Source organism: Paracoccus shanxieyensis, assembly GCF_009711265.1.
Classification (GTDB): domain Bacteria; phylum Pseudomonadota; class Alphaproteobacteria; order Rhodobacterales; family Rhodobacteraceae; genus Paracoccus; species Paracoccus shanxieyensis.
Genome location: NZ_WMII01000007.1, coordinates 1 through 18,310 on the forward strand (window position 1 = coordinate 1; position 18,310 = coordinate 18,310).

An 18,310-nucleotide genomic window follows, 5' to 3' on the forward strand; every position below is an offset into this window, starting at 1 on the left:
GGAGGCACAGAGCATCGCAACCGACTGGCTATGGACTTACAACAACGAGCGACCCAACATGGGCATCGGCGGCATAACACCCGCACAGAAACTGAAAATGGCTGCCTGAAGTCTACGGCCAAACCCCGTTAAAACGGGGAGGATTACCGGGGCTTTCGGCCGCGCGACCCCGATGCAGCACTGGGTTAGCGAGCACGAAAGGCGCTATGCGAATGGCAAGGTTGTACGGGTCCGCGCCCACAAGCGCGGTCGACTTCCGGATCAGGAATTGCCGGTCAGGGTGGTGGGGCCACGATTGGAAGGCTGAGCTACCCGGCAACTCCGCCTGAAGTGTTCAAAATCAGCGGCGATGCGGAAAATGATTTCCAGAAGACGGCAAAAGCGTCCTAAAATATCAGCCGGTATTTTTGATGAGAATATCGCAATGCCATGCGGCCAATCGTGTCAAACGAAAGGGGGAAGCAGGTATCCCCGCAGACATCCGAAATTTTCCTTCATCATAAAGTCATAATGAAGGAAAATGGTAGCGGAGGAGGGATTTGAACCCCCGACACAAGGATTATGATTCCTCTGCTCTAACCAGCTGAGCTACTCCGCCACGGGTGCGGGGTAATTACGGCGAGGAGCGGGGGGCGTCAAGGACCATTCCGCACTATTTTCCGGAATTCTGCGCCGGGGAAACGGTCGTGGATTTTTCATGAAAACAGGCGTTGCAGGACCGTTCGGAACGACTGCACCGGGCGCTGGGATGACGGGCTTCACAACCGTTCGGCCTTGGCCCGCAAATCGCGTTGGGCGGGTTTCCGGCGGTTTGGCAAGGTTCGGGGATGGGTTGCCGCGCGGTCGCAGCGATCCGGCTGCGCTGCCGGACATGGCATTGCCGGACATGGCATCGCCGGGTCAGGGCTCTGCGCGAAAGGCAGGCGGCGGGGTCAGCCCGTGACCCGCCGCCCGTCGTCTTAGCTGCGGGCGCGCACGACCTGCAAAAGCGGCATTACGTCTGACATGTCCGGGCCATGGGCCTGCCCCGTCAGCGCCTTGCGCAGCGGCATGAACAGCCCCTTGCCCTTGCGGCCGGTCGCCTGTTTCACGGCAGCGGTGAATTCGCCCCATGTCGCGTCGGTATAGGGCGGGGGCGGCAGCATGGTCATGGCCTGCGCCACGAAATCGGCATCCTCGGCGTCGATCTGCGGATCGGCCCCTTTCGAGAAAATGTCCCACCATGCGCCCAGATCATCCAGTCTGGTGATGTTCTGCGACGCCACGCGCCAGAAGCGTTCCGCCATATCGGCAGGCACACCAAGGGCTGCGATGCGGTCGGCGACCTCGGCGAAGGGCTTGGACTGGTTCGCCTCGCGCGTCAGCGGCCACAGATCCTCGGCATCGAATTTGGTGGGCGAGGCGCCGAATTGCGACAGGTCGAACCCGGCAGCTAGGTCGTCCAGCGACATCCGCAACTCGACCGGCTGCGACGAGCCCAAGCGCGCCATCAGCGACAGCAGCGCCTGCGGCGCGACGCCGTTTTCGCGCAGATCCTTGATCGCCAGCACGCCAAGACGCTTGGAAAGCTCTTCGCCCTGCGGGCCGGTCAGCAGGCTGTGATGCGCAAAGGACGGCGGCGTGGCCCCCAAGGCGCGGATGATCTGGATCTGGGTCGCGGTATTGGTGACGTGATCGGCGCCGCGCACGATATGCGTGACGCCCATATCCGCATCGTCCACCGACGAGGCGAAGGTATAAAGCACCTGACCATCGGCGCGGATCAGCACCGGATCCGACACGCTGGCCGCGTCAATCGAGATGTCGCCAAGGATGCCGTCGGTCCATTCGATGCGTTCCTGATCCAGCAGGAAGCGCCAATAGCCGTCGCGGCCTTCGGCGCGCAGCTTGGCGATATCCTCGGCCGACAGGTTCAGCCCGGCGCGGTCATAGACCGGCGGCCTGCCCATGTTCAGCTGTTTCTTGCGCTTCAGGTCCAGTTCGGTCGGCGTCTCGAACACCTCATACAGGCGTTTGCCGTCGCGCAGGCCCTCGGCGGCCTCGGCATAGCGGTCAAGGCGGTCGGACTGGCGTTCGATCCGGTTCCATTCCAGCCCCAGCCATTCCAGATCGCGCTGGATGCCATCGGCATATTCCTGCTTCGACCGTTCACGGTCGGTATCGTCAAGCCGCAGGATGAAGGTGCCGCCCGCCTTGCGCGCGATCAGATAGTTCATCAGCGCGGTGCGGAGGTTGCCAACATGGATGTGGCCGGTGGGAGATGGGGCGAAACGGGTGGTTGTCATGACGTTCTCCTGTCCGCTTCGCTCTTTCACAAACGGCGGTTTTTGTCCATATCGGGGGACAAAGAGAGGTAAGCGGATGATTGACTGGAAGACTGCCGAAGCCCCCGATCTTGCGCTGATCGAAGAGATGGCCCGCGAAGCGATCGCCGGTCTGCCGCCGGAATTCGCCGGTCCCGCCGCGCAGGTCGTGCTGCGCGTCGAGGATTTCGCCTCGGAGGAGTTTCTGGATGAGCTGGAGACCGACGATCCGCTGGAGCTGACCGGGCTTTATGACGGCGTGCCGATGACGGAAAAATCACCCAGCGAGCCGCAGCATTTCCCCGATACCGTCTGGCTGTTTCGCCGCGCCATTCTGGACGAATGGGCGGCGCGGGGCGATGTCACGCTGTTTGCGCTGGTCGCCCATGTCGTCGTCCACGAATTCGCCCATCATTTCGGGTGGTCGGACGACGATATCGCCGCCATCGACCGCTGGTGGGAATAGCCGCACGTCAGGCGCGCGGCATTCCGGCAGGACGCGAGGTGCGCTTTTGCGCGGCAATGCGGAAGGGCGCATTCGGCGCGCCATAGCCGCGATAATTGCCCTGCCGCTGGACGATTTCAAAGAAGAAGCCGTCCTCGCTGGGGACGGAATACAGCTGGAAGAACTGCCCGCCCGCATCCTCGTCATACATGACGTTGAACTGGCGCAGCCGGTCGGTCAGGCCCGCATCAAGGCCAAAGCGCGCGGCCACGTCGTCATAATAGTTCGCGCCGATGCGCAGAACCGGAAAGCCCAGATCCGCCAGCGCCTTGGCGGTGGCGAAGATATCGGCGGTGGCAAAGGCGATATGCTGCACGGATGAGCCAAGGCTGTCCTCGATGAAGCGCCCGGCCAGCGTGCGGCGCGCCTCGGCCCCGTTCAGCGTCACGCGCATCCGGCCGGATTCGATGGCCTGCGACCGCACCAGCCCGTCGGGGTCGATCACATCCACCATGGGCGATTTGCGGGCGTCGAAGATCTCGGTGTAAAACAGCGAGGCGCTCAGCATCTCGTCATAGGGCATGGTCTGGGCAAGGTGGTCGATGCCGGTGATGCCCGCGCCGACCGGGGCCGGGCCTTCGGGCTGAAAGTCCACGTCCCAGATGCGGGCAAGATCGGGCTTTTCGTCCAGAAAGCGGATGACGCTGCCGCTGATGCCGCGGATGCCGGGGATCTGCAATTCGCCCGCGCCGATGCCTTCGCCATGGGGTTGCGCCAGAAGCGCCGTGGCGCGGTCGAAGCTGGCTTTCGCATCCGGCACGTTCAGGCCGATTTCCGAAACCGTCGTGCCATGCGCCATATAGGCGGTGCGCCCGAAGCCGCGCGCATCCGTATTCACCAGCAGGTTCACATCGCCCTGACGCCATCGCGTCACCGATTTCGACACATGCTTGCCGGTCGCCGTGAAGCCGGTGGCGGTCAGCAGGGCGTTCAGGCCCGGCGCCTCGTCCTCCGAGGTGGCGAATTCGATGAATTCGACCTGATCCACGGGCGCGGGGGCGGGGAACTCGGGCAGGTCCACGGACAGCGCAGGCTCGGCCCGCCGCGCATGGTCCTGCAATCCGATCAGGCTGCGATGGCCGTCCAGCGCCACCAGACGCGGCAAGCCCGAGCGGAACTGATCGTTGAAGATCTCAAGGCTCAGCCAGCCATCATAGCCGGTTGCCAGCACGGCGCGCATGAAGCGGGGCACGTCCAGATCGCCCTCGCCGGGCATATTGCGGAAATGGCGCGACCAATACAGCAGGTCCATGTCGACCGCGGGGGCATCGGCCAGTTGCACGAAGAAGATGCGGTCGCCGGGGATCGAGCGGATCGAGTCCGGGTCCACCTTGCCGCCCAGCGTGTGGAAACTGTCCAGGATCAGGCCGATATTGGGGTGATCGGCGCGGCGCACCACCTCCCATGCGTCGCGGTGATCGTTGATAAAGCGGCCCCAGCACAGCGCCTCGAAGCCGACACGGACGCCGTATTGCGCAGCCAGATCGCCCAGTTCGTTGAAATCCGCCGCCATGCGGTCGATGCCGCCCATGGCAGCCGGATGCAGCGAGGAACAGAACAGCACCAGATCCGTGCCAAGCTGGTTCATCAGCTCGAACTTGCGGGCGGCGCGGCCGAAGGCGCGCGCGCGATGCGGCTCTGGCAGGCCCTCGAAATCGCGGAAGGGCTGGAACAGCGTGATCTCAAGCCCGTGGTCGCGGACCATACGTCCGACCTCGGCGGGGCTGAAATCCGAGGCGATGAAATCCTGCTCGAAGATCTCGATCCCGTCGAAGCCTGCGGCGGCGATGGCGGCCAGTTTTTCGGGCAATGTTCCGGAAAGCGAAACCGTGGCGATCGAAGTCTTCATGCGTGTATTTCCTTGCGGGCCGTGCGGTTCGATCATCAGCACATATCGAGGGGCGAGGGAAGGCCGCAGTGCGAAACAACTGGACAAGCGAATTGTTATTCCATAGTGGAATGATGTTCCAATAATGGATGCAGCCATGTCTTCCACCCCTGATCCCAGACCCGAAACGCCGGAAACGTCTGCCCCCCCGATGGCGACGCGGGACTGTGATCTTTTGGTGCTGGGATCGGGCGCTGCGGGATTGTCGGCGGCGCTGACGGCGGCGCGGCATGGTCTGCGGGTGATCCTTGCTGAAAAAGACAGCGTTCTGGGCGGAACCAGCGCGTGGTCGGGCGGCTGGATCTGGGCACCGCGCAACCCGGTCGTCCAGCGCAGCGGCGTCGATGAGCCGCCCGAGGGGCCGCGCGCCTATCTTCAGGCCGTGCTGGGCAATAATTTCGACCCCGGCAAGGTCGATGCCTTTCTGGATCACGCGCCGCGCACCATCGCCTTTCTTGAGGCGGAGGGGCTGGAATTTCAGGGCGGGCTGCATATTCCCGACACTTACAGCACGCAACCCGGCGCGGGGATGGGGGGACGCTCGGTCATCGCGGCCCCGTTCGACGGGCTTGCCTTGGGGGAAGATATCCGGCTGCTGCGCAAGCCGCTGCCGGAAACCAGCTTCATGGGCATGACGATTCAGTCCGGCCCGGATCTGCGCGCCTTCATGACGATGACACGCTCGGTCCCGGCTTTCGTGCATGTCACGCGCCGGTTTACCCGGCATCTGTGGGATCTGCTGCGGCACGGGCGCGGCATGCAGTTGCGCAACGGCAATGCGCTGGTCGCCCGGCTGATGCTGGCCGCCCGCAAGGCCGGTGTCGAGTTCATCACCGAAGCGCCTGCCACGCGGTTGCTGCAATCCGATGGGCAGGTCCGTGGCGCGGTGCTGGCAACGGCCAGGGGCGACATCGCCGTGCAGGCCACCAAAGGCGTGGTTCTGGCGACCGGAGGCTGGCCGCAGGACATCGCCCGACGCGCCGCGCAGTTTCCCGCGCCCGATCTGCATGCGACGCTGGCCGTGCCGCAGGCGACCGGCGACGGTCTGCGGCTGGCCGAGGCCGTCGGCGCGGTGCAGGACCGCAGCCTTGCCAGCCCCGGCGCATGGTGCCCCGTATCCGAGGTGCGCTGGCCCGATGGCCGGGTCGGCGCGTTTCCGCATATCATCGAACGCGGCAAGCCCGGCATCATCGGCGTGCTGCGCGATGGCCGACGCTTCTGCAACGAAGGGCTGGGCTATCACGACTATGTCGCGGCGCTCTTGAACAGCGTGCCGCCCGGTCAGCCGCCCGAGTCGTGGCTGATCTGCACCCGCGCCTTTCAGCGCCGTTATGGTCTGGGCATCTCGCGGCCTGCGCCCGTCCCGGTCGGCGGCTGGATCCGGCGCGGCTATATCCAGACCGGCGACACGCCCGAGGCGCTGGCGCGGGCCTGTGGCATCGACCCACAGGGGCTGGCCAGAACGCTGGCCGACTGGAACCGCGACGCGGTGCGGGGCGAGGATCCGGCCTTCGGGCGCGGCACGACCGCCTATATGCGGCTGCAAGGCGATCCCGACCAGCATCCGAACCCCTGCGTCGCGCCAATCGAAAAAGGCCCGTTCTATGCCGTGAAGGTCATCCCCGGCAGCTTCGGCACCTTCGCGGGGCTGGCGACGGACGGCCGCGCGCGCGTGCTGGACGGGCAGGGCCAGCCCATCGCGGGGCTGCACGCGGCGGGCTGCGACATGGCCAGCGTCATGGGCGGGCACTATCCCGCAGGCGGCATCAACCTTGGCCCTGCACTGACCTTTGGCCATATCGCCGCGCTGGATGCGGCGGGACTTCTGTAAGGAAAGCACATGAACCGAGCGATTTCTCTGGCGCATCTGACGGTTGTCGAGACGGCGCCGCCGCAGATGATCCGCATGGCGGCGCGGCTGGGTTACGATGCCGTCGGGCTGCGCCTGCTGCGCGTGACGCCGGAAACCCCCGGCTATCCGCTGATGGACGATCCGCAGATGATGGCTCAGACCCGCGCGGCGCTGGCCGAAACCGGGCTGCGGGTGCAGGATATCGAATTCGTGCGCATCACGCCGGAATTCGACTTGAACGCGCTGCGCCCGTTTCTGCGCGCGGGCGCGGAACTGGGCGCAGCGCATGTGATCTGCGCGCCCTATGACCCCGACCTGTCGCGGCTTGCCGACAATCTGGCGCTGATGGCGCAGGAATGTCGCGCGCATGGCATGCAGGCGGTGCTGGAGTTCTTTCCCTGGACCTCGGTGCCGGATCTGGCGACGGCGCTGCGCGTGGTCGAACCCGTGGCCGATCTGGGTATTCTGGTCGATACGCTGCATTTCAACCGCTCGGGCAGCAGTCTTGAGGATCTGCGCCGCGCGCTGCCCCGGATGCCCTTCCTGCATCTGTGCGACGCGCCCGTCCATCCGCCCTATACGACCGAGCAGTTTTTCCATGCCGGCCGGGTCGAGCGTCTGCCGCCCGGCGCGGGGCAGATCCCGCTGGCCCCGATCATGGCCGAACTGCCGCCCGACCTGCCGGTGACGCTGGAAATTCCCATGACGGCCAAGGCCTTGGCTGAGGGCGAAGAGGCGGTGGCAGCCCATGTCATCGCAGCGACGCGGCAATTCCTCACGCAGCTTTGAGCAAAACATACAAATTGACGCTGCGGAACGTGCTATCATCCGGCATTGCGCTTGGGAATTGAACGGGACTAAGCACCGCCGCTTGGCGCGCTGAAGCTCATCGCGCCCGTCGCTCCTGCATATGTTGGGCGCGATAAGCAGCAGAGCGTCTGGCGGCGGTTGCAGTGCCCCCGCCGCCAACTCGGCCCTGCTGCGACAATATGGGGCCTTTCCAGACATCGCATTTTCTGGCAGCAACCCGAACGCGGAGGAGTTGCATGGCAGCATGGCGGCGATCAGCCCGAAACGGCGGTGAAAGGGGCGTTGCGGCGCGCCTTCTGACGGCGTTGCTGCTTTTGCCCTTTGTGGTGTTTTCGCTGATCCAGCCCGACACGATGCTGGCCGCCGATGCGCAAGGCCGCATGATGGTCGTGCTGTGCGGCGACGACATGCCGGTGGAAATGGCGGTTGCCGCCGATGGCACGCTGACCCCGGTTTCCGAACTGGAAAAGCACCAGCCCGCCGACCGCCACGCGACATGTGCCTGGGCGCCGCATGGCCAGCCGCTGCTGGGCGGGACGCTTGCCGCGATGCCGCTGCCGCATCTGTCGCAGATCGCGCTGGACCTTGCGCCCTCGCGGCAGGCGGGCGCGCGGCTGTTGCCGCAGCCCGTGCCTGTGGCGCGCGGCCCTCCGGCCATCGCCTGAACCGACCGCTTCCGGGCAGAGCTGTCTGCCGCAACGATCCTTTCGGACGATGGACCGATCATGACATCCAAGTTGTTTTTTGGCGCCGTGCTGGGCGCGACTCTGACCATGACGCTGCCCGCGCTGGCGCATGTGACGCTGGAACTGCCCGAGGCGGCGGCTGGCTCGACCTATAAGGCCGTTCTGCGCATCGGGCATGGCTGCGGTGACAAGGCCACCAAGGCCGTGCGCGTGCAGATCCCCGACGGATTTTACAACGCAAAGCCCATGCCGAAACCCGGTTGGGAATTGCAGACCATCACCGGCGATTATGCGCGGCCATTCGACAATCACGGTGAACAGATGACCTCGGGCGTGCGCGAGATCGTCTGGTCGGGCGGCGATCTGCCCGATGAATGGTATGATGAATTCACGCTGCGCGGCACGGTCGGCCCGGAGCTGGTGGCCGGCAGCACGCTGTATTTCCCGACCGTGCAGGAATGCGACGGTGCAAGGGAATCATGGATCGACGTGACTGGGGCCGATGACGTGTCAAACCCCGCGCCCAGTCTGCAGATCACCGAGGCCGTAGCCGGGCCGGGCCACCATCACGGCGGCCATGCCATGCCGGGCGCGGTCACGCTGGGCCAGATCGGCATCTCGGGCCAGTTCACCCGCGCGACGCCCCCCGGCGCCAAGATCGCGGGCGGCTTCATGGTGCTGAAAAACGACGGCAGCAGCGATGATCGGCTTGTCTCGGTGTCGACGCCGGTGGCCGCGCGGGCCGAGATTCATGAGATGAGCATGGACGGCGATGTCATGAAGATGCGCGCGCTGCCTGATGGTCTGCCGCTGCCTGCCGGGCAGGTGGTCGAATTGAAGCCCGGCGGGTATCATCTGATGCTGATGGGCCTGACGCAGCCGCTGGTCGAAGGCGAAACCGTGCCGCTGACCCTGCATTTTGAACAGGCGGGCGATGTGGACATGACGCTGCCGGTCGGCCCGATCAACGCCCGCGGCGATCAGGACGGAGACGCACATGCCAACCACTGACCCCAAACGCAATCCGCTGAGCCTGATCCGCTGGCTGCTGTGGTCGCTGGTGGCCATCGCGCTGGTCGGCGTGGCGTGGTTCTTTCTGATCTCGCCCCGGCTGCAAACCCTGTCTGAATCGGGCATCGACGCGCTGGGGCGCGGGGATTACCAACTGGTCGCCACCGACGGCTCGGCCTTCACGCAGGAAACGTTGAAGGGTCAGCCCAGTGCCGTGTTCTTCGGCTTTACCCATTGCCCGGATGTCTGCCCGACCACCTTGGGCGATATCGCGGGCTGGCAAGAGGATCTGGCCGAAAAGCAGGAAAAACTGCGCGCCTTCCTGATTACCGTCGATCCGCAGCGCGACACCGCCGATATTCTGCGCGACTATGTGTCATGGGTTCCGGGCGTCACCGGCGTCACCGGCTCCGAGGAGGAGATCGCCAAGGCCACCCGCGCCTTCCGCATCTATGCCAGGAAAGTCCCGACCGAGGGCGGCGACTACACCATGGACCATTCGGCCATGGTGCTGCTGTTCGATGCGCAGGGCAATTACTTCGGCCTGATCAATTATCAGGAAGACCCCGCCCGCGCGCGGGACAGTCTGGACCGGCTGATGGCCGCAAGCTGACACAGAAACGCCGCCCCAAGGGGCGGCGTTTTCCGTCATGGCTGGGCAATGATGGCGACCTTGCCCGCAGGGGCTGGGTGGCGGTCCGCCTGGCGCTGAATGCCGTGCCTTGGTGGCTGGGAATTCCCAAGCTGCCGGGGCGGCATCGGTGCGGTGTCAGGAAGGACGGAGGCTGGCTGGCGCTATGGCTCGCTTGCATTTCCGTTAGAGTGTAATTAGGCGCGCTGGCACGGGAAGTCAAGATAAAATTCAGAAAAATCAAATGGTTTACTATAATTGTCAGGGATTTCGCCGGCCGGCGGGCGGATAAAAGAAATCTCAGCAATCCCCGGCGCTTGACCCCGCGGCCTGCATGGCTAGCCTTTGCGCAACCAGCAGGGGGGCAGCAAATGGATTACATGGCAAAGGCAGTGCAGGCGGTGGGGGCGGTCATGGTCGCGCTGCGCAAACGGCATCTGCCCGCGGCGCAGGCGGTGGGCGATTCGCCCAGCATTCCGGAAGCCCGCGAACAGGGCATCATGACGCTGAAGATGCCGACGGCTCGGGGTTGGGCTGCGGGCGAAAAGCCCGTGGCCGCACCGGGTCTGAAGGTCAATGCCTTCGCGACCGAATTGCAGCATCCGCGCTGGATCGAGGTTCTGCCCAATGGCGATGTGCTGGTGGCCGAGGCGCTGCAACAGGAACGCAAGCCCCGCGATCTGATGGATCACGCCATGGTGGCGACCATGCGCCGCGCCAAGGCGACCGGCCACAGTGCCAACCGCGTGACGCTGTGGCGTGACCGCGACGGCGATGGCGTGGCCGAACAGCGCGAGGTCTTTGTCGAAAACCAGAACCAGCCCTTCGGCATGGCGCTGGCGAATGGCGTTTTCTATCTGGGCAATACGGATGGCATCGTGGCCTTTCCCTATACTCAGGGCGCCACGCGGCTGGAGGGGCCGGGTCAGCGGCTGGTGGAGTTCAAGCCGGGCGGGCATTGGACGCGCAGCCTGCTGGTGTCACCCGATGGCACGCGGCTTTATGCGGGCGTGGGGTCGCTGTCAAATATCGGCGATCAGGGCATGGAGGTCGAACAGGGCCGGGCCGCGATCTGGGAACTGGATCTGGAACAGGGCAGGGCGCGGATCTTCGCCTCGGGTCTGCGCAATCCGGTCGGGCTGGCATGGGAGCCGCAGACCGGCGCGCTGTGGACGGTGGTCAATGAACGCGACGGTCTGGGCGATGAAACGCCGCCCGATTATCTGACCTCGGTCCGGGATGGCGCGTTCTATGGCTGGCCCTATTGCTATTGGGGCCAAACGGTCGATGACCGGGTTCCGCAGGATGCGCTGCTGGTGTCGCAGGCGGTGCGGCCCGATTACGCGTTGGGCGGCCATACCGCGTCGCTGGGGCTGTGCTGGATGCCGCAAGGCACCTTGCCGGGCTTTGGCGACGGCATGGTGATCGGGCAGCACGGGTCGTGGAACCGCTCGGTTCTTAGCGGCTACAAGCTGATCTTCGTGCCCTTCGCCAATGGCCGCCCGTCGGGGCCGCCGCGCGATATCCTGACGGGCTTTCTGTCCGAGGACGAGAAATTCTCGCGCGGGCGGCCGGTCGGCGTGGCGATCGGGCCGGATGGCCGGTCGCTCCTGATGGCCGACGATGTGGGCGACGTGATCTGGCGCGTCTCGGCGGCTTAGAAGCTGAGGCGGTAATGTTCGCCGATATCGGGCTTGCTGCTGGTCAGATTGGCCTTGGCGATCTGATACAGGAAGCCCAGCCCGCCGGTGGTCGACCAGACCTCGGCCCCGGTCAGGGTGAATTTCAGCAGGCGGATATCGGGATCCTGCTCGCCGTCCTCGAACCAGGCCGAGGCGACGGCGCTCCACAGCTCGTCCAGCTTGGCGCGGTCTTGCGACAGTTCGATCTGCCCCTCGATCCGGGCCCAGAGGCCGCCCGAGGCGTCGCCGACGATGTGCATGGCATCGAAGGCGCCGGCGGCGGCCTGCTTTTCCAGATCGGTGCCTTCGGCGGTGATGAACCACAGCGCGCCCTGATCGGGATCGGCATAATGCGACATGGGCACGAAGTTCAGATGCTCGACGCTGCCCAGCATCCCGGCATTGATACCGTCAAGGCGTTTCCAGAAAGTGTCTTGATCGCTCATCTTCATTCTCCGCTGTGTCGGGGCCAACGTCGCCGGGCGGTCGGGGTTCCGGCATTTGACATTTGTCATCGTCCCGGCTTGAAGCGGGCAAAGCGAAGGAGCGCGGCATGACAGATTTTCCCGAACTGGCGCAATTGCGCGCGCTGGCCGATCCGGACAAGGCCGCGCAGGCGGCAGAGTATCACAAGGTGGCGCGCGAATATCTGGGCGTCGCCGTCCCGGTCATCGACGATCTGGCGCGGACTTGGCGCGAGGGGCTGGATCTGCCCGCGCGGCTGGATCTTGCGGCCCGGCTGTGGGACAGCGACGTGCATGAGGGACGCATTGCCGCCGCAAAGCTGCTGACGCAGGCGCGGATCCGGCCCGATGACGCGGCGTGGCGGCTGATTGCCGGATGGGTGGCGCAATTCGACGGTGCGGCGATTGCCGATCACGTCATGAAGGCGGGCGAAAAGCGGCTGGTCGCCGATCCGTCGCGGCTGGCCGAGGTCGAGGGCTGGCTGGACCATCCCGATCCTTGGGTGCGCCGCGCCGCGCTGACCGGCACCTTGCCATGGACCCGCATCCGCAACCCGAAACCCGCCGATCTGGCGCAGCGCGACCAGATCTTGGGCTGGCTGTCGCGGCTGGCGGGCGACCGCCAGAATGACATCCAGAAGACCATCGGCGTCTGGCTGCGCGATCTGTCGAAGCACGATCCGCAGCGTGTCCGCGACTGGCTGGCCGCCGACGGCGCGCAACTTCGTCCGGCTGCCCGACGCGAGGCGGCGCGCTGGCTGCCGGACGATGGCAAGGCTCAGCCGGAATAAACCTCAAGCGTGGGCAGGTCGGTCAGGCTGACACCCAGCAACTGCAAGGCGGGCAGTGAGACTTGGCTGCCGCCGCTGGCCGGACCGCCCAGCGGGATCAGCCGCAGATTGGCGGATTTCCCGGTGGCCGGGTTGACGACGCGGCCCGCGATTTCCGAACTGACCAGCGGCGTCTTCATCCAGAACCCCGCCTGCGACGGATCCCCCAGCGAGGCGACGGTCGTGCCCAGCCGCTGACCGCCCGCCACGGGCGCGGCCGCTTGGGCCCGCTCGGCGCTGCTGGTCGTGTCCAGATTGGCCACGCTCTGCGCCGCCGACACCCCGATCGTCGAGGCCGAGACCGACTTGCCCGGCGTGCGCGGCGCGGTTCCGGTCAGCACCGGACCCGCGATCACCGGCTGGCCGGTGGCCGGGTCGGTCATCGTCGGCATGACCGGCGCGGACCCGCTGGCGCTGTCCTTGCTGCCGGTCTGGCTGCAGGCGGCGATGGCCAGCACGGCCAGCAGCCCCAGCAGGCGAAACGGTTTCGTCATGACATGCCCCCTTCGGCTTTCTGCCCACAGGCTAAGGGCGAGTGCGCGGCAATGTCCACCGCAACCACCGATTCTGGTTGCCAGACTATTAACCATTCGGCTGGCTTGTGCCGATGGGGGCGGGGGCCTACATTCGGGGGATGGACGCGCTGGCCCCTCTTGTCGATCCCTTTCACCGCCCGATCAGCTATCTGCGGGTGTCGGTGACGGATCGCTGCGATTTCCGCTGCACCTATTGCATGGCAGAGCACATGCAGTTCCTGCCCAAACGCGATCTGCTGACGCTTGAGGAACTGGACCGGCTGTGTTCGGCCTTTGTCGGTCTGGGCGTGCGCAAGCTGCGTGTGACCGGGGGCGAGCCGCTGGTGCGGCGCAATATCATGGAATTCTTCCGCGCCATGTCGCGGCATCTGGGGCAGGGGCTGGATGAGCTGACCCTGACGACCAATGGCAGCCAGCTTGCGCGGTTCGCGCAGGAACTGGCCGATTGCGGCGTGAAGCGGGTCAATGTCTCGCTGGATACGCTGGATCCGGACCGTTTCGCGCAGATCACCCGCTGGGGGCGGCTGCCGCAGGTGCTGGAGGGCATTGCCGCCGCCAAGGCCGCCGGTCTGCGCGTCAAGATCAACACCGTCGCGCTGAAGGGCTTCAACGAGGATGAGCTGTTTTCGCTGCTGGATTGGTGCGCGGGCGAAGGCCACGATCTGACCTTCATCGAGGTGATGCCCATGGGCGACATGGGCGAAGAACAGCGGCTGGACCAGTATTCGGCGCTGTCGGATCTGCGCGGCAGGTTACAGGAACGGTTCACGCTGACGCCTCTGGCCGAACGGACGGGCGGGCCTGCGCGCTATGTCCGGGTGAATGACACCGGGCAGAAGATCGGCTTCATCACACCGCTGACGCATAATTTCTGCGAAAGCTGCAACCGCGTCCGGCTGACCTGCACGGGTGAGCTGTTCATGTGTCTGGGGCAAGAGGACCGCGCCGATCTGCGCGCGCCGCTGCGCGCCAGCGATGATGACGGCATCCTGCGCGATGCCATCCGCGAGGCGATCACCCGCAAGCCCAAGGGCCATGACTTCGATTATTCGCGCCGCGCGGACGGGGGGCATGTCTCGGGCCAGATGCCGCGCTTCATGAGCCATACCGGCGGCTAGCGATACTCCATCGCCACGATATCCTTGATGTGGCGCGCGCCGCGCATATCGCCGGGCGCGACGATGCGCAGACCATCCGGAATGGGCGCGCCATTCATCTGATAGGCCAGCAGAATGGGACGCGCGCCGAAATCGGGCGCGATCTCGCCAACCGAAAACGCGACCGCATGGCCATCGCCCGCGCGGACCAGCAGCGTATGGCGCAGCGCGGATTTGGGGTCATCGACCAGCCCCCTGGCCGATAACAGATCCCACAGCAAGACGCCGGTATAGATCCCGGTCTCGATCCCCTTGGAACTGCGATAGGCCGAGGCGACCTGCGTTTGCGGCAATTGCGCAAGGCTTTCGGCATCCAGCGTTTCCGCCGCGCGGTCAGGCAGGGTCAGTTGCGCGGTTTCCGCCGCGATGGCGGGCAGAGCCAGCAGACCGGCCAAAAGCAATGCGGGGATTCGTTGCGCTGCGTTGAACATATCGAATTGCTAACATGTCGCGCAGACTTGGCAAGCGGAAAGGCGGACTGCGGAAATGTTCGCACTTTGTCCCGTGAGCGGTTGCCATTTCGACCTCAATGCCTATGTGATGCGCTTGGCGGAATCAGAATGTGATCGGGCAAGATGGAACAGAAGTTCATCGAGGTTCGCGGCGCGCGCGAACACAATCTGAAAAACGTGGATATGGATATTCCGCGCGATCAGCTGGTGGTCATCACCGGCCTGTCGGGCAGCGGCAAGTCCAGTCTGGCCTTTGACACGATCTATGCCGAAGGACAGCGGCGCTATGTCGAAAGCCTGTCGGCCTATGCCCGGCAGTTTCTGGACATGATGGGCAAGCCGGATGTGGACCATATCAGCGGCCTGTCTCCGGCGATTTCCATCGAACAGAAGACGACCTCGAAGAACCCGCGTTCGACCGTGGGGACCGTGACCGAGATCTATGACTATCTGCGGCTGCTGTTTGCGCGGGCGGGCACGCCGTTCAGCCCGGCGACCGGCCTGCCGATCGAGGCGCAGCAGGTGCAGGACATGGTGGACCGCGTGATGGCGATGCCGGACGGCACGCGCGCCTATCTGCTGGCCCCCATCGTGCGCGACCGCAAGGGCGAATACAAAAAGGAATTTCTTGAGCTGAGGAAGCAGGGCTTCCAGCGCGTCAAGGTGAATGGCGAATTCCATGAACTGGACGAGCCGCCGGTTCTGGACAAGAAATTCCGTCACAATATCGACGTGGTGGTCGACCGCATCGTCGTGGGCGTGGGCATGGAGACGCGGCTGGCCGACAGTTTCCGCACCGCGCTGGATCTGGCCGACGGCATCGCGCTGCTGGAAACCACCGGCGACACGCCCGAGCGGATCACCTTCAGCGAAAAATTCGCCTGCCCGGTCAGCGGTTTCACCATCCCGGAAATCGAGCCGCGGCTGTTTTCCTTTAACGCGCCTTTCGGGGCCTGTCCGGTCTGCGACGGGCTGGGGGTCGAGCTGTTCTTCGATGAACGCCTGATCGTGCCCGACAGCGCGCTGTCGATTGCGCAAGGCGCGTTGGCGCCATGGGCCAAGTCGAAATCGGCCTATCTGACCCAGACCGTGAATGCGCTGGCCAAGCATTACGCCTTTGACAAGAAAACCCCGTGGAAGGATCTGCCCGCCGAGGTGCAGAAGATGTTCCTGCAGGGCTCGGGTTCCGAAGAGATCCCGTTCCGCTTCGACGATGCGGGCCGCGTCTATGAGATCAGCCGCACCTTCGAGGGCATCATTCCCAATATGGAACGCCGCTTGCGCGAAAGCGACAGCCAGTGGGTCCGCGAGGAATTCGAGAAATATCAGAACAACCGCCCCTGCGGTGCCTGCAGCGGCTATCGCCTGAAACCCGAGGCTCTGGCGGTGAAGATCGCCGGCAGCCATATCGGGCAGGTGACCGAGCTTTCCATCCGCGAGGCCTTCGCCTGGGTGGAAGCCGCGCCCGAACATCTGACGAAGCAGAAAAACGAAATCGCCGCCGCCATCCTGAAGGAAATCCGCGAGCGGCTGGGCTTTCTGGTCAATGTCGGGCTGGATTACCTGACGCTTTCGCGCGCGGCGGGCACGCTGTCGGGCGGCGAAAGCCAGCGCATCCGTCTGGCCAGCCAGATCGGGTCCGGCCTGACGGGCGTTCTGTATGTGCTGGACGAACCCAGCATCGGCCTGCATCAGCGCGACAATGACCGGCTGCTGGACACGCTGAAAGGGCTGCGCGATCAAGGCAACTCGGTCATCGTTGTCGAACATGACGAGGATGCGATCCGCCATGCCGATTACGTGTTCGACATGGGGCCGGGGGCAGGGGTGCATGGCGGGCAGGTCGTCGCCAAAGGCACGCCCGCCGAAATCGCCGCCGGGGGCAGCCTGACCGGGCAATACCTCTCCGGAGCGCGCGAGATCTCGGTCCCGCGCAATAGGCGCAAGGGCAATGGCAAGGCGATCAAGGTCGTGGGCGCGACCGGCAACAACCTGAAAAACGTCACCGCCGAGTTTCCGCTGGGCAAGTTCGTCTGCGTCAGCGGCGTGTCGGGCGGCGGCAAGTCCACCCTGACGATTGAAACCCTGTTCAAGACCGCCAGCCTGCGCCTGAACGGCGCGCGCCAGACCCCCGCCCCCTGCGAGACGATCAAGGGGCTGGAGCTGCTGGATAAAGTCATCGACATCGACCAGCGCCCCATCGGGCGCACGCCCCGCAGTAACCCGGCCACCTATACCGGCGCCTATACCCATATCCGCGACTGGTATGCCGGTCTGCCGGAATCCAAGGCGCGCGGCTACAAGCCCGGCCGGTTCAGCTTCAACGTCAAGGGCGGGCGCTGCGAGGCATGTCAGGGCGATGGCGTCATCAAGATCGAGATGCATTTCCTGCCCGACGTTTACGTCACCTGCGAAACCTGCAAGGGCAAGCGCTACAACCGCGAAACGCTGGAGGTGCAGTTCAAGGGCAAGTCCATCGCCGATGTGCTGGACATGACCGTCGAGGACGCGCAGGAATTCTTCAAGGCCGTGCCCTCGATCCGCGACAAGATGGACGCGCTGCTTGAGGTGGGTCTGGGCTATATCAAGGTCGGCCAGCAGGCCACGACGCTTTCGGGCGGCGAGGCGCAGCGGGTCAAGCTGTCCAAGGAACTGTCGCGCCGGGCGACAGGCAAGACGCTGTATATTCTGGACGAACCCACCACCGGCCTACATTTCGAGGATGTGCGCAAACTGCTGGAAGTGCTGCATTCCCTGGTGGATCAGGGCAATACGGTCGTGGTGATCGAACACAATCTGGATGTCATCAAGACCGCCGACTGGATCATCGACATCGGCCCGGAAGGCGGCGATGGCGGCGGACGGATCGTCGCGACCGGCACGCCCGAGGATGTCGCCAAGGTCAAGGACAGCCATACCGGCCGCTATCTGGCCCCGATGCTGAGCGCCGCCCGCAAACGGGCTGCCGAGTGACGCCACAAAGCGAGGGCCACCCGACCCGCGACTGGCAGCGGGTGGAAGGCGCAGGCATGGCGCTTGGCGGCATGGTGATTGCCGGGGTGTCGTCATTCGGGCCGTGGTGGGCGTGGCTTCTGGTGCTGGTGGCCCCCGAAATCAGCGCCGCCGCCTATCTGGCCGGGCCACGGATCGGGGCGTTCGTCTATAATCTGACGCATCTCTACGCAGCGTCATTTCTGCTGATGATCCTTGGCGTCGGCCTTGGTGCGACGCTGTTGATTGCGGTTGGCGGTCTGTGGCTGGCGCATATCGGCATCTCGCGCGCCATGGGTTTCGGGCTGAAGTATCCAAGCGGGTATCGCGATACCCATCTGGGCCGCATCGGCCTGTAGCTGCGGCCATGCCGCGCCGCCGCAATTTACAGAAATACTCGGGTATTATCATGTGGATGACTTCTGCGCCGCAGCATGGTTACAATGCGCCAGATTGCCGCAGCTACCGTTGACCCTGCCGCGCGGCGGGGATAAACGGGCGGCAGCCAAACC

Annotated in this window: 16 protein-coding genes and 1 tRNA gene; 11 read left to right on the forward strand and 6 right to left on the reverse strand. The window is 64.9% G+C overall.

Features of this window, described 5'->3' with window-relative positions; all coding sequences use genetic code 11:
• Nucleotides 1-521 precede the first annotated feature (521 nt).
• Nucleotides 522-598: transfer RNA gene (locus GL284_RS08570), tRNA-Met, on the reverse strand.
• Nucleotides 599-959: 361 nt separating this feature from the next.
• Nucleotides 960-2,285, reverse strand: a complete 1,326-nt coding sequence (gene gltX / locus GL284_RS08575; protein WP_155044197.1) for a glutamate--tRNA ligase — start codon at nucleotides 2,283-2,285, stop codon at nucleotides 960-962.
• A 76-nt stretch (nucleotides 2,286-2,361) separates the two neighbouring features.
• Here gltX and GL284_RS08580 point away from each other — a divergent pair, with 76 nt between their 5' ends.
• Complete coding sequence (locus GL284_RS08580) at nucleotides 2,362-2,769, forward strand: metallopeptidase family protein (RefSeq protein WP_155044198.1); 408 nt, start codon at nucleotides 2,362-2,364, stop codon at nucleotides 2,767-2,769.
• A gap of 7 nt (nucleotides 2,770-2,776) precedes the next feature.
• Here the strand turns inward: GL284_RS08580 and GL284_RS08585 are convergent, their stop codons facing one another.
• Nucleotides 2,777-4,657, reverse strand: a complete 1,881-nt coding sequence (locus tag GL284_RS08585; RefSeq protein WP_155044199.1) for a bifunctional sugar phosphate isomerase/epimerase/4-hydroxyphenylpyruvate dioxygenase family protein — start codon at nucleotides 4,655-4,657, stop codon at nucleotides 2,777-2,779.
• Between the two features lie 136 nt (nucleotides 4,658-4,793).
• Here GL284_RS08585 and GL284_RS08590 point away from each other — a divergent pair, with 136 nt between their 5' ends.
• The 6 genes from GL284_RS08590 (at nucleotide 4,794) to GL284_RS08615 (ending at nucleotide 11,347) form a co-directional block, all read left to right on the forward strand.
• On the forward strand, nucleotides 4,794-6,527 hold the full coding sequence (locus GL284_RS08590) for an FAD-dependent oxidoreductase (RefSeq protein WP_230383008.1): 1,734 nt from the start codon (nucleotides 4,794-4,796) through the stop codon (nucleotides 6,525-6,527).
• 9 nt (nucleotides 6,528-6,536) lie between these two features.
• Nucleotides 6,537-7,337 (forward strand): sugar phosphate isomerase/epimerase family protein, encoded by an 801-nt coding sequence (locus GL284_RS08595; RefSeq protein WP_155044201.1) that lies wholly within the window; start codon nucleotides 6,537-6,539, stop codon nucleotides 7,335-7,337.
• A 257-nt stretch (nucleotides 7,338-7,594) separates the two neighbouring features.
• Complete coding sequence (locus tag GL284_RS08600; protein WP_230383007.1) at nucleotides 7,595-8,023, forward strand: hypothetical protein; 429 nt, start codon at nucleotides 7,595-7,597, stop codon at nucleotides 8,021-8,023.
• Between the two features lie 60 nt (nucleotides 8,024-8,083).
• Nucleotides 8,084-9,055 carry a copper chaperone PCu(A)C domain-containing protein gene (locus GL284_RS08605; protein WP_155044202.1) on the forward strand — a complete coding sequence of 324 codons (972 nt, stop codon included), beginning with the start codon at nucleotides 8,084-8,086 and terminating at the stop codon, nucleotides 9,053-9,055.
• A complete protein-coding gene (locus tag GL284_RS08610; protein WP_155044203.1) occupies nucleotides 9,042-9,668 on the forward strand; it encodes an SCO family protein in 627 nt (208 codons plus the stop codon). Before GL284_RS08605 ends, GL284_RS08610 begins: the two co-directional genes overlap by 14 nt.
• Before the next feature lie 389 nt (nucleotides 9,669-10,057).
• Entirely contained in the window at nucleotides 10,058-11,347 is a 1,290-nt protein-coding gene (locus GL284_RS08615) for a PQQ-dependent sugar dehydrogenase (protein ID WP_155044204.1), read from the forward strand.
• Here GL284_RS08615 and GL284_RS08620 read toward each other — a convergent pair.
• Complete coding sequence (locus GL284_RS08620; RefSeq protein WP_155044205.1) at nucleotides 11,344-11,814, reverse strand: pyridoxamine 5'-phosphate oxidase family protein; 471 nt, start codon at nucleotides 11,812-11,814, stop codon at nucleotides 11,344-11,346. The two genes, GL284_RS08615 and GL284_RS08620, sit on opposite strands and share 4 nt — an antisense overlap.
• A 107-nt stretch (nucleotides 11,815-11,921) precedes the next feature.
• On the opposite strand from GL284_RS08620, the gene GL284_RS08625 reads away from it, so the two are divergent.
• Nucleotides 11,922-12,623, forward strand: a complete 702-nt coding sequence (locus GL284_RS08625; protein ID WP_155044206.1) for a DNA alkylation repair protein — start codon at nucleotides 11,922-11,924, stop codon at nucleotides 12,621-12,623.
• Here the strand turns inward: GL284_RS08625 and GL284_RS08630 are convergent.
• Nucleotides 12,611-13,156 (reverse strand): hypothetical protein, encoded by a 546-nt coding sequence (locus tag GL284_RS08630; protein ID WP_155044207.1) that lies wholly within the window; start codon nucleotides 13,154-13,156, stop codon nucleotides 12,611-12,613. The genes GL284_RS08625 and GL284_RS08630 overlap by 13 nt on opposite strands.
• Before the next feature lie 140 nt (nucleotides 13,157-13,296).
• On the opposite strand from GL284_RS08630, the gene moaA reads away from it, so the two are divergent.
• A complete protein-coding gene (gene moaA, locus GL284_RS08635) occupies nucleotides 13,297-14,316 on the forward strand; it encodes a GTP 3',8-cyclase MoaA (protein ID WP_155044208.1) in 1,020 nt (339 codons plus the stop codon).
• Here moaA and GL284_RS08640 read toward each other — a convergent pair.
• Entirely contained in the window at nucleotides 14,313-14,786 is a 474-nt protein-coding gene (locus GL284_RS08640) for a molybdopterin-dependent oxidoreductase (protein ID WP_155044209.1), read from the reverse strand. The two genes, moaA and GL284_RS08640, sit on opposite strands and share 4 nt — an antisense overlap.
• A gap of 144 nt (nucleotides 14,787-14,930) precedes the next feature.
• Here GL284_RS08640 and uvrA point away from each other — a divergent pair, with 144 nt between their 5' ends.
• Both uvrA and GL284_RS08650 read left to right on the forward strand, forming a co-directional pair.
• Nucleotides 14,931-17,780: an excinuclease ABC subunit UvrA gene (gene uvrA / locus GL284_RS08645; protein ID WP_155044210.1), complete on the forward strand. Its 2,850-nt coding sequence runs from the start codon at nucleotides 14,931-14,933 to the stop codon at nucleotides 17,778-17,780.
• Complete coding sequence (locus GL284_RS08650; RefSeq protein ID WP_341870341.1) at nucleotides 17,777-18,157, forward strand: DUF4260 domain-containing protein; 381 nt, start codon at nucleotides 17,777-17,779, stop codon at nucleotides 18,155-18,157. Before uvrA ends, GL284_RS08650 begins: the two co-directional genes overlap by 4 nt.
• Nucleotides 18,158-18,310 lie beyond the last annotated feature (153 nt).